The sequence below is a fragment of the Methylocystis sp. Sn-Cys genome (genome assembly GCF_016745395.1).
GTDB lineage: Bacteria > Pseudomonadota > Alphaproteobacteria > Rhizobiales > Beijerinckiaceae > Methylocystis > Methylocystis iwaonis.
In genome coordinates this window covers 788,873-800,075 of sequence record NZ_JAERVJ010000001.1, presented here as the reverse complement: position 1 = coordinate 800,075, position 11,203 = coordinate 788,873, and the positions used below count along the sequence as shown (strand labels likewise).

At 61.4% G+C, this 11,203-nt stretch carries 10 protein-coding genes and 1 tRNA gene; all 11 read right to left on the bottom strand.

What is annotated here, in order from left to right:
- Positions 1-3 precede the first annotated feature (3 nt).
- Entirely contained in the window at positions 4-3,204 is a 3,201-nt protein-coding gene (locus JJT62_RS03745; RefSeq protein WP_202071308.1) for an HsdR family type I site-specific deoxyribonuclease, read from the bottom strand.
- Positions 3,201-4,391, bottom strand: coding sequence for a restriction endonuclease subunit S (locus JJT62_RS03740; RefSeq protein ID WP_202071307.1), 1,191 nt, complete (start codon positions 4,389-4,391; stop codon positions 3,201-3,203). Before JJT62_RS03740 ends, JJT62_RS03745 begins: the two co-directional genes overlap by 4 nt.
- Complete coding sequence (locus JJT62_RS03735) at positions 4,384-5,916, bottom strand: type I restriction-modification system subunit M (protein ID WP_202071306.1); 1,533 nt, start codon at positions 5,914-5,916, stop codon at positions 4,384-4,386. The genes JJT62_RS03740 and JJT62_RS03735 overlap by 8 nt, the downstream gene beginning before the upstream one ends.
- Positions 5,917-5,999: 83 nt before the next feature.
- The gene (locus tag JJT62_RS03730; RefSeq protein WP_202071305.1) at positions 6,000-6,296 is read right to left on the bottom strand and encodes a hypothetical protein; all 297 of its coding nucleotides are present in this window, start codon (positions 6,294-6,296) and stop codon (positions 6,000-6,002) included.
- A gap of 71 nt (positions 6,297-6,367) precedes the next feature.
- On the bottom strand, positions 6,368-6,877 hold the full coding sequence (locus JJT62_RS03725; RefSeq protein ID WP_202071304.1) for a restriction endonuclease subunit S: 510 nt from the start codon (positions 6,875-6,877) through the stop codon (positions 6,368-6,370).
- A 478-nt stretch (positions 6,878-7,355) separates the two neighbouring features.
- A tRNA-Thr gene (locus tag JJT62_RS03720) sits at positions 7,356-7,431 on the bottom strand.
- Between the two features lie 106 nt (positions 7,432-7,537).
- On the bottom strand, positions 7,538-7,879 hold the full coding sequence (locus JJT62_RS03715; RefSeq protein WP_202071303.1) for a LapA family protein: 342 nt from the start codon (positions 7,877-7,879) through the stop codon (positions 7,538-7,540).
- 105 nt (positions 7,880-7,984) lie between these two features.
- Positions 7,985-8,326: an integration host factor subunit beta gene (gene ihfB / locus JJT62_RS03710; RefSeq protein WP_255537165.1), complete on the bottom strand. Its 342-nt coding sequence runs from the start codon at positions 8,324-8,326 to the stop codon at positions 7,985-7,987.
- Positions 8,323-9,294 (bottom strand): signal peptide peptidase SppA, encoded by a 972-nt coding sequence (sppA, locus tag JJT62_RS03705; RefSeq protein ID WP_202071302.1) that lies wholly within the window; start codon positions 9,292-9,294, stop codon positions 8,323-8,325. Before sppA ends, ihfB begins: the two co-directional genes overlap by 4 nt.
- Before the next feature lie 98 nt (positions 9,295-9,392).
- Positions 9,393-9,713, bottom strand: a complete 321-nt coding sequence (gene cutA, locus JJT62_RS03700; protein WP_202071301.1) for a divalent-cation tolerance protein CutA — start codon at positions 9,711-9,713, stop codon at positions 9,393-9,395.
- A gap of 1 nt (position 9,714) precedes the next feature.
- A complete protein-coding gene (locus JJT62_RS03695) occupies positions 9,715-11,166 on the bottom strand; it encodes a DegQ family serine endoprotease (RefSeq protein WP_202071300.1) in 1,452 nt (483 codons plus the stop codon).
- Between the last annotated feature and the right edge of the window lie 37 nt (positions 11,167-11,203).

The following is an 11,203-nucleotide window of genomic DNA, read 5'->3' as shown; positions in this document are numbered from 1 at the left end:
AGGTCAGCCCGGCATCCGAGCCCGAGCGACCCTGAGAATGCTGTCGATGATCGCATCGATCTGTTCGGGCGAAAGCTCGATTTTGTGCTCACCGCAAATCTGGTCAAAGAAGAAATCGTCCATCCGGTTCCTCATCGCGTTCTGGACGTCTGGGTTTTCCTCCCAATTAACGACCTTCAGGCTTTTGACGATCGCGACGAGCTCAATCGCTGCCGAGGTTATAATCGGCTCCAGGTTGAGGCCCTGCGCGGTAGCAATGCCCCCCAGCGCATTACCGAGCAAATGGAATATAGCGACGGCGTTATCGTCGGATTTGATCGCCTCTGGCACGTCGTCGTGCTTCGGCCGTCTAATCTGCTCGGCAGCGTCTCGCATCCGGGCGAGATAGTCATTGTCGCTGAGACGCTTCGCGCGATGCTCGGCTATCGCCTCGGCGATCAGATCGGAAATCTTTTTGTAGAAGACCGGGTCTTCCTCCATGCGCTCCGTGATGGTGCGCTTCGTCTGGCTGGCGATCAGGTCGGCTTTGGATGCGGGCGAGGTCTGCTCTGCGACAGCCTTGTCGAAAGCCGGAGCATCGAAAATATTGACCGGATCGGTGATGATCTCGACGGCGTCCGCGCTGATGTGGGTGTCCAGCAGCTTGCGGATGCGCGCTTCGTATTGGGCAAAGTCGATTGCTTCGCGGTAGCGCTTTCGAACCGCCGTGCGGAGCTTTTGAAACCGTCGGAGATCATCCTTGTATAGGCGTGCCTGCGCTTCATTGCGTGGGTCGTTAACCCACTCCGAGGCAGCGAGCGCCGTGGCGAGCAGCCGCGCGAACTCCGACAGCAGCTCGTAGAATTCCTTGCGCAAGGCCTCATCAGCCAGGAAAACTTCATAAGCCTCCTCGTCGCGAGTCTTTTCGACACCTCTGAAGTGGTTCAGGAGATTGGCGTGCGCCTGAGGCAGCCTGGCGATCTGCGCCGCGACATCGATGATGGCGTGGCCAACGTCTATGTCTTCCGGATCGAACTCGCCAAGCGCTGAATATTGGCGCATGGCTGTGTCAAGTTCGCCAAGCACACCGGCATAGTCGACGATGTAGCCATACTCTTTGTCTTCCTCGACGCGATTCACGCGCGCAATAGCTTGCAGCAGATTGTGGCCCGTCAGCGGTTTGTCGATGTAGAGCACGGTGTTGACGGGCGCGTCGAAACCCGTAAGCAGCTTCGAGACGACAATCAGCAGCTCCGGCTCCTCGCGCTTCGTGAAGCCTTCGACGATCTGGCGGTTGTATTCGGCCTCGCCGCCATACCTCGTCATCATGGTCTTCCAGAACCGGTTGACAGGCTCCGTCACTTCCTCGGCCGGATCGTCGCCGGTTGACCGATCGTCCGGCGCGGACATGATGACCTCGGCCGAAATGGAGCCCATCGCGTCGAAGATATCTTTGTATTTAACGGCGGCGTCGCGCGACCGGACTGCGAATTGCGCCTTCCAGCGCGTGCCCTTCCAGAACTTCGTAAAATGGTCAGCGATGTCGTACGCGATGGCGGTCAGCGTCTGGTCGCCCTGCGCAATCTCGCTGTAACGCGAGAACTTGCGCTTCAAATCTGCCCGCTGCTCGTCCGACAGACCCCGGGTCACCCGTTCGAACCATGCGTCGACGCCGGACTTGTTGACCTCCTGCGCGACCTGACGGCCCTCGTAGATCAACGGCAGGACGGCTTTGTCAGCGACAGCCTGATCAATCGCGTAAGTATCGATGATTCCGCCGAACCGCGCCGCGGTCTTCTTTTCGCCGGTCATCAACGGCGTGCCGGTGAAGCCGACGTAACAGGCGCGCGGGAACATGCGCTTCATGCGCGTGTGCATCTCGCCATACTGGCCGCGATGGCTCTCGTCGACGAGAAGGAAAACCTCGGTTGACTCGTCCTGAAAATCGCGCTTGGCGACGGCCGCCTCGAATTTGTTGATGACCGTCGCCACAATGGCGGCCTTGTTCCGGGCGACCAGCTCCAGCAGGTGACTGCCCGTCTTCGCCTGTTCAACGGCAATGCCGCAAGCGTTGAATGTTCTCGTGAGCTGGTCGTCGAGATCGATGCGGTCGGTGACCAGCACAACCCGGCGGTTGGCGATCTCGCGATCGAGTCCGAGGGCTTTCGCCAGCATGACCATCGTCAGCGACTTACCCGAACCCTGCGTGTGCCAGACGACGCCGCCGCGACGGGCGCCATTCTCGTCGCGCTCGCCCTTCACCCGCGCCAGGATTTTTCGCACCGCGAAAAACTGCTGATAGCGCGCGATCTTCTTGACGCCCAGGTCGAATAGCGTGAAGCGGCGGGCGAGGTCGAGCAGCCGATCTGGTCGGCAGAGGGCGTAGATCAGGCGGTCCTGCTCGGTGACGAGGCGGCCTTCCTCCAGGCGATGCTCGAACGGCGCCTGCTCTTCGGCGAAGCCGTCGCCGAAGGTGCGCATCGTCTGACGGGAATCGAGCGGCGCATTGACGAGGCGCTCTAGCGCCGCATCGTCGAATTCCTTTTCCTTCCAGACGGCCCAGAATTTGGCCTGCGAGCCGACAGTCGCATATTTGGCCTCTGAGGGCTTCACCGTCAGGACGAGCTGGACGCTGCGGAAGAGATGCGAGATCTCCTCGGCGCGCTGATAGGTGATGATCTGGCCGACGCCCTCGGCAATGTCCTTGTCCGGCGCCTTGCATTCGATGACCGCGAACGGGATGCCGTTGACGAAGAGCACGATGTCCGGCCGGCGCGTCTCGTGGCTCCCCGTCTTCTCGACGTCGAATTCGGCGACCGCGTGGAAAACATTCTTCTCCGGCCGGTCCCAATCGATATAGCGCAAGGAGCGGCCGCGGGTAACGCCGTCGATAGTCTGGTCCAAAGAGACGCCGAGTTGCAGGAGATCGGTGGTCTTTTCATTGAGCGTCATCAGGCCGAGCGGCTCCGGCATGCGCAGCCTTTCGATTGCCGTGCGGATATTGGCTTCGGAGAAGGGGAAAAAGCGGCCGTCCTGCTCGATGCGGTTGAGCGCGGTCAATTGCGCGGCGAGAATGTCTTCGAGCACCACATTGCCGAGCCGGCCGCGCCGCTCGCGGTCGACCTCCGCCTTGCTCAGCAGCGTCCAGCCCGGCTGCATCACCTGAAGGAGGTGAAGCGCCGGCACCTGGCTCAAATGTTTCTCGCCGTCCCGGAAGCCGCTCACTCGGCGGCCTCCCGCGATTTGGCCGCGCTGACTGTCCATTCGCCCGTCAGCAGCTTTTGCATCAGGCCGCGTCTTTGTTTCTCGAGGGCTCCACGTTGCTCTTTGAGGATGGCTATTTCTCGGTCCGCGTCATGACAGATGCGAGCGATCGTCTTCTGCTTGCTCAGCGACGGGACAGGGATTTTACAGGTAAAGAACTCTTGCGCAGTGATGTTCAAAAGCCCGTTATTGCGGACCCCAGAATTAATGAGACGACTGAGCTGACGGTTTAAGTAGCCCGACCTGCACACATGCACGAAATAGTCCGAGTCCAATTTACTGCTCGTTAGACAGAAAGAAATGTAGACGTGTGGGACAAGACCGCTTTCATCTTCGAGACGATATACACATCCTTGCGGATAAGTCTTGGAGTTACCTTTATTGTATGAGAATTCGCCGCGCCTCAGCAAAGTGTAACTTTCAACGCTTTTTCCAGCCATGAAGCGCCCGTACTTCTCATCTTGTCGTAAGAAGCCCTCCTTTCCGGAAATTGTCAGAACGGGATGGCCGCCTCCATCATCGGCTGTACGCACACGCCTAGAAAGTTTGGAAAGTGGCATTAAGTCCGTACCCTTATGGGCGCCGTGTCCTCCACCGAAGAAAATTCGATAGCGCTCTCTCGATAAGACCGTCTTCGCCTCGATCAGCCGATCGGCTTTGTCGATAGCTTCGTCCCACGTGCGCAGGATGGATCCGATGCGCCGCTGCTCGTCTAACTTGGGCACATCAACGATTTGATTTGTTATCTCGCTCCGCTGAATATGTAGCAAACTCGCCTTAAAGCCGTGAGCCTTCGCCTCAATCCGCGCAGTGACGAGTTCTAGCGCGCCATAAAGCCAGTAGATGTCGACCTCCTCACGAGGTTCAACTCTAAAGATGTGCTGGTTGAGTACGCCTTTCGGACCGGGCCAAATGCATGGGCCAAAGGAAACGCCCTTTACGCCAGCCCAAGCAAAGAGAATGACACCCGGTTCTACGACCCACCTATCACGGACTGGGCCATCGTAATAATTGAAATCGGTCGAACCGTTGAGATTCTGTATCCGAATAATCGGTAGGCCCTGGCTTTTCCATTGTTGTGGTTTGAAGCCGTTACCATTGACGAAGTCACAAAGTTCTTCGAGTCGCAACGATCGGTGTTTATGCATCTGCGCCGAGCTCCTTGAGGTAGCCCGCCATGCGCTTCTTCACCTCGACCAACTCGGCTTCAAGCTGCTCGATTTCAGCCTGAACCGCCTTCACGTCGATCTCGGCTTCGACCTCGAAGGTGTCGACGTAGCGCGGAATGTTCAGGTTGAAGGCGTTCTCGGCGATTTCAGCGGCGGACACCACGCGCGCATATTTCTCGACATCGTGCCGCGCCTTGAACGCATCGACGATCTTCGCCGTATGCGCGGCCTCCAGAATGTTCTGGGTCTTGGCCTGCTTGAACTCGCGGGACGCGTCGATGAAAAGCACATCGGTCGTCTTGGCGCGCGCGCCGCCCTTCTCGCGTCGCCGGTCGAAGACCAGAACGGCAACGGGAATTGCCGTTGACTGGAACAGATTCGCCGGCAGGCCGATGACGGCGTCGAGTAAGTTCTCCTCGATCATCTTTTGCCGGATCTTCCCCTCCGCGCCGCCACGAAAGAGCACGCCATGCGGCACCACGACGGCGACCCGACCGAACTTCGGTTTCGCCGTCTCGACCATATGAGTGATGAAGGCCCAATCGCCCGTGCTCTTTGGGGGAATGCCGCGCGTCCAGCGCTTGAACCTGTCCTTCGGCGCGTTCTCGGCGCCCCATTTGTCGAGGCTGAAGGGCGGATTGGCCACCACGACGTCGAACGCCATGAGATGGTCGTCCTCGATCAGCTGCGGATTGTTGAGCGTATCGCCCCACTCGATCCGCGCGCCGTCGATGGCGTGCAGGAACATATTGAGCTTGGCGAGCGCATGCGTGCCGCCATTGACCTCCTGGCCGAACAGGGCGAAGTCCTTGCTGCCGACCTCATAGGCGGTCTCGATGAGCAAAGAGCCGGACCCGCAGGCCGGATCGCAAATGCGGTCGCCCGGCTGCGGCTGCACGAGCCTCGCCAGCACCTGGCTCACCTGAAGCGGCGTGTAGAACTCGCCCGCCTTCTTGCCGGCCTCCGACGCGAAGCGCTCGATGAGATAGATATACGCTTCGCCGATGGCCTCGTCCTCGACCACATGGCCCGGGCGCAAGTCGAGCTTGGCGAAATCCTCCAGCAGGTTCTTGATGCGCCGGTTGCGATCCTTGGTCTGCCCGAGCTTCGTTTCAGAGTTGAAGCTGACATTGCGGAAGACGCCGCCGAGCTTTGCCTTGTTGGTGTTTTCGATGGCCTCCAGCGCGATGTCGACAAGTTCGCCGATATTGTCGGCGTCGCGGGCCGCGTAGAGCTCGTCGAAAGTGGCGCCCTCGGGCATGACGAAGCGTTCGCGCTGCATGCGGCGCTTGACGCGCACCTCGTCGCCTTTCAACTCGCGACGATAGTCGTCTTCGTGCTGCTTCCAGACATCTGAAATGAACTTCAGGAAGAGCATGATGAGGATGTAGTCTTTGTATTCGGCCGGGTCGATCAACCCACGAAAGGTGTTGCAGGCCGCCCAGGCGACACGCTTGATGTCGTCCATCGAGGTCTTCTCTGCTTGGTTTTTTTTGTCAGTCATGACGCTTGTCTCTTAAACGCGACAATTATGCATTGGTGGGTTGGTGGGGGCGCAAGAGCGTCCCCACCTCACCCGTAAGCCTGTTAGCGGTCGCCGCAGGGCGGATTATACGCGGCGCGCAGCTCGCGCTCGATGCGCATGCGGCTCGCCTCGTCGCAGTAGAGCGCCGCATAGGTCAGCGGCAGCCCCTGACGCGCCCAGGCCGGCGCGCGATCATGCGACGCGAGGCGCGTGCGGATCGCGCCAGACTCGCCGATGTCGACGACCTTGCGGCCACCAACGGTGGCGCCGAGCACTGCATAGACCCCGGAGCGGTCATCCAGGAAGCCGTGTGAAGAATAAGCGCCGTCGAACGTGTAGTTGCCGATCTTGATAGCCATCTGTAGATTCATCCTGTTTTAGATGTCCTAGAACCATGGCCTGGGGGCGTTGACGCGCCCGTCAGGCCGCTTCATGAACCGGAGGCGTTGACGCGCCTCCGGTTTTTTTCTGCGCACTTCTCGAGAAGCGCGCGAAGCTCGATACGGCGAAGCTCGGCAAGCCGAGCCTCGATCCGTGACTGATGGCGCAGGGTTTCGCCCAGCGCGACGATTCTGTCTTGATCCTCCAGCGAAGGCAGCAGCACCTCGAGCTGCTCCAAAGCGCTTCGCTTCAGATTTGCGATAGTCGCGCCAGTGGCCAACTTGCGAAGCTCCGCCTGCGTGCTCGGATCGTTCAGGAAGTGAGCCAGGTAGGCCGCCCGCATTGAAGGCTGCGGGTGCAGGATCAGCAGGCTTGCGGAGGCCACCAGCTTCATGTCGGTCGCAGGCACGATCGCCGCTCGATAGGCCTGCCCGCGGCACTGCAGCACCACATCGCCAGCCGTAAGCGGCTGAGGGTTCGGGAGATTGGGGATGCCCGTCACTCGCGTCACCCGGTCGAAGTCGATATTCCCATCGACGCCGATATCGCCGGCCTGCACAACGCCGATCTCCCCATGCTCCGCATGCCGAATCGCTTCCCGGAACTGGATTCCGGGGCGGATGCTGGCGACGAGACGGAGTTGTATTTCCATACTGAGTAGGCGCTTACCTGCACGGAGGAATGATGTTCACCTTCAGTATCGCGACGCTATGGACCTGTCAATTGGCAGTAGGCGCTTTCCTGCTAGATTTTTACTAGCTGACACAAAGGCGTCGGGCGCGGGCGTTCAACGGCCAGCGTTACGCAGGTCGTGAATTAACGGCAGGCAGGAGATGACGATCTTGGCAGGCGAGCGGAAGCAAAAGGCTTTGCTCAAGGCAGGCTTATGTTCCGGCGGGGCGTTGCCCCGCTTCCGAAAAAGGGAGCGGGTGGGATAACGGGAGCCAAATGCGGCCTCGATTTGCGCTAAGCGGTCACCATCTGGTCACCAACGAGCGGCAAGGCACCGGACGAAACTTGCGACCTATTGATTTTACTGGTGCCGCAAGAGGGATTCGAACCCCCGACCCCATCATTACGAATGATGTGCTCTACCAGCTGAGCTATTGCGGCATGCGCGGCTCTAGGCGCGCGGGTTTCTCTTATCGGCGTGCGGGTGGTTTTTCAAGCGTCTTGGTGGCAAGATTTTGTGAGTCGCGCCTCCGGCTCCCTCGAGCCGTCAACGCTTGGCCGCCTTGGACTCGCTCGGCAGTTCCGCAAGCGCCTGCTGACGCAGCTTCTCGATCTCGAGCCGGGTTTTCTTGGCTTCGGCGCGCGCGACTTTGGCGGCGCGGCGCACCGGCAGATGGCCGAGCCAGGAGGAGACGCCGCCGGCGAGCACGCCGAGCGCCATCGCGGCCAGGACGACCAGATACATCGGCGCTTCGACAGAAGGCGCGTCGGCCGGATTGGCCGCGAAAGGATCGAGCCCGATCTTCACCATCGCGCGATTGGCCATGGAAAAGAACAGGATGATCAACGCCAGCGGAACGAAGACGAGGACTCGCAGAATCGATTTCATGGCCTCTCCCTAACGTCGACCGCGCGCCGGCTTGTTGGCAGCGCATCGGCCGCGGGAGCCCGGCGTCATGATGGCGCCGCGCCCGATCGAGCGCGGCGGCTGGCGTCAGCCCTGGTAGTTCTCGTTCAGGCGTTCGCGCATCTCCTTGCCCGTCTTGAAGAAGGGCACGGATTTTTCCTGCACGGAGACTTGCGCGCCCGTGCGCGGGTTGCGGCCGGTGCGCGCGTCCCGTTTCTTGACCGAGAAAGCGCCGAAACCGCGCAATTCGACCCGGTCGCCGCGCGCCAGAGCCGCTGTGATCTCGTCGAGGATCGTGCTGACGATCGTCTCGACGTCACGTTGGTAAAGATGACCGTTGCGGCGTGCAATTCGCTGAATAAGCTCCGACTTGATCATGTTGGCTCTAGTGTCCTTTTCTGCTGAAAATCGACCTCGGGTCGGCGTCAGCGCGCGTCGAAACCCTGCCAAATCGCCAGAAGACCGTCAAGACTCGCGCTCCGCTCGGCGCTCGCCGCCTGATCCAGCACCTCGGCGATGGCGGCGAGGCCGGCGAACCTGGCGAGCGCGGCCGCGCCTTCGACGAGCCCAAGACGCTCGATGCTCGACTTCTTCTTCCAGTCCCGGATCGGCAAGTCCTTGGCGATATTCTTATTGGTCTCGAGCCAGACGATCGCCTCGCGCTCGCCGCCGATAATATCCACGAGCTTGAGCGGCACGCCCTGGCGCGCGGTGAAAACGCGGCCGTCCGCGACCTTCGCCAGCTCGGCGTCGTCGAGCCCCCTGCGCTGCTTCACGAGATCCTTGAACCAGCCATAGGAGTCGGCGACGAGATTGGCGATCGCCGCCTTGGCCGCTTCGCTCGTGGGTTCATAGCCGTTGGGCGCGGCTTTCAAGGGCGAGGATTTCACCTCCTCGACCTTCACGCCGACATTCTCCAAGAGCTTGTAGAAATTGGGGAACTGAAACAGGACGCCGACCGAGCCGACGAGCGAATTGCTCTCGGCGACAATCGTATTGGCGGCGAGCGCCGCGATATAAGCGCCGGAGGCCGCAACCGTGCCGACGACTGCGACGACGGGCTTTTTCTCGCCGAGGCGGCGCAGCTCGTTGTAGAGCCTCTCGGCTCCTGTCGTCGTCCCGCCGGGGCTATCGATCGTCAGCAGCACCGCCTTTGCCTGGCTCGATTCCCCGATCTTCTTGATGAGGTCGATCGTATCCTTGTCGCCGGTGATCACGCCCTGCAGAGACAGACGGGCGATGTGGGGCGTCAGCTTATCGGGGGAATCGGCGCCCGACAGCCGCGAGAGCGCAATGAGCGTGGCGATCACGGCCGCAACAATGGCGCCCATGCGCCACCAGCCGAGTTTTCGCCGCAACCGCCGACGGTCGAGCAAATAATCCGTGGTTGCCGTCATTCATCGCTCCTGGCAGCGCTGTGCTGCGGGCAGTAGGTAAGCGCCGCAGGGGCGGTTTGCAAAGCCTACGCCGCGAAAGGGCTCAAATTTTCGCAAAATCAGCCGCGCTGCGTCGACTCGCGCAGCCAGGCGGCATAGGCGGGCTCCGTATCGGCCGCGTCGACGCGGAGTATCTCCGGCGTCTCGTAGCTGTGCAGGCGGCGCACCAAAGCCGCGAGCGCCGCATAATCTTCCGTGCGGTGCTTCATCTCGATGCGGAATTCGGGCTCCTCGCAGCATGCGCCTTTCCAGACGTAGAGGCTGGAGATCGGCGTGATCTGCACGCAGGCGGCGAGCTTTTCGGCGAGAGCGGCATGCGCCAGGGCGCGCGCCTTCTCGTGCGAATCGATTGTCGTCACCAGGATCGAAACGCCGCTCATCCTAGCCGCCGACGACCGTGGTGAAGACCTGCCCGCCGCGGGCCAACGTGATCTTCCAGTAATAAGCCCGGCTGGAGACGGCCTTTTCGAGGTCGCGGGTCGTCTCGATTTTCTGGTCGTTGACCGCGAGCACGACGTCGCCGCGTTGCAGATTGAGCTGCTGAGCGAAGGAGCCGTCCTCGATCTCGGACACGACGACGCCATTGGCGGCGCCCTGGACCGACATTTCCTCGACGACGGCCGGCGAGACATTGACCACCGTGGCGCCGGCGAAAGGCGACGGGCCCTTGAGCTTGATCGTATCGCGCGGCGGCGTCTCGGGCGCGGGGGTCAGGCGCATTTGCGCGACGATCTTCTTGCCGCCGCGGAGCACGCCGAGCGTGGCCTGCCCGCCGAGCGGCTTGGTGCCCAGGCGATAGCCGACGGCTTCCGGATCATCCGCCGTTTGGCCGTCGATGGAGACAATCACGTCGCCGCGCTTCAGCCCCGCATCGGCGGCAGGCCCCTTGGGATCGATGTCGGCGAGCAGCGCGCCGGTCGGGCGATCGAGCCCCAGCCCTTCGGCGATCTCCTGAGAGATGGTTTGCAGCGTCGCCCCGAGCCACGGCCGCTTGACCATCTTGCCGCCGCCCTTGGCCGCGAGCAGCACGCTTTTCACCATATTGACGGGGATCGCGAAGCCAATGCCGATGGAGCCGCCGGACTTCGAGAAGATCGCTGAATTAATGCCGACGACGCGGGCGTTCATATCGACGAGCGGGCCGCCGGAATTGCCCGGATTGATGGCGGCGTCCGTCTGAATGAAGAAGCCATAGTCGGAAATCCCGACATGGGTGCGCGCCAGGGCCGAGACGATGCCTTGCGTGACGGTTTGGCCGACGCCGAAGGGATTGCCGATGGCGAGCGCCAGATCGCCGACTTCGAGCGCGTCCGAATCGCCAAGCTCCATCGTCGGGAAGTTCGATCCCTCGGTGAGCTTCAGCACGGCAAGATCGGTCCGGGGATCGCGCAGCAGGATTTTGGCTGGGATCTCGCGCTTGTCGGCGAGCGCGACCTTCACGTCGGTCATGCCCTCGATGACGTGGTTATTGGTCACGACAAGACCGGCGGGGTCGACGATGACGCCGGAGCCGAGCGACTGCGCCGTATTGGAGCGGCCGGGCATGCCGCCCCCCTCGCCGAAGAAACGCCGGAAGATCGGGTCGTCGAGGAAGGGATTTGCCGGCATGCGCTCGACGCGCGAGGCAAAGACATTGACGACCGCCGGCTGGGCTTTTTTGACGACCGGGGCGAAGGAAAGCGTGATCTCGGCGCGGCTTTTGGGAACGACGCTACCCTCGACCGCCTGCGCATGCGCGGGCGCGGGCTCGACCGCGCGTTCGATATAGGCGGCGCTAATGCCGGCCGCGCAGGCAAGGGCTCCAAAAACAAGGTGGCGCAGATCGAGGCGCATCAGCCGCTCCGGAAAGAGAATCCAACGGGGCGGTATA

Coding starts and splice junctions, on each gene's coding strand:
- JJT62_RS03740 (WP_202071307.1), bottom strand. CDS start 4,391: ATGCATAAACACCGATCGTTGCGACTCGAAGAACTTTGTGACTTCGTC.
- JJT62_RS03730 (WP_202071305.1), bottom strand. CDS start 6,296: ATGGCTATCAAGATCGGCAACTACACGTTCGACGGCGCTTATTCTTCA.
- cutA (WP_202071301.1), bottom strand. CDS start 9,713: ATGAGCGGCGTTTCGATCCTGGTGACGACAATCGATTCGCACGAGAAG.
- JJT62_RS03735 (WP_202071306.1), bottom strand. CDS start 5,916: ATGACTGACAAAAAAAACCAAGCAGAGAAGACCTCGATGGACGACATC.
- JJT62_RS03715 (WP_202071303.1), bottom strand. CDS start 7,879: ATGAAATCGATTCTGCGAGTCCTCGTCTTCGTTCCGCTGGCGTTGATC.
- sppA (WP_202071302.1), bottom strand. CDS start 9,294: ATGACGGCAACCACGGATTATTTGCTCGACCGTCGGCGGTTGCGGCGA.
- JJT62_RS03695 (WP_202071300.1), bottom strand. CDS start 11,166: ATGCGCCTCGATCTGCGCCACCTTGTTTTTGGAGCCCTTGCCTGCGCG.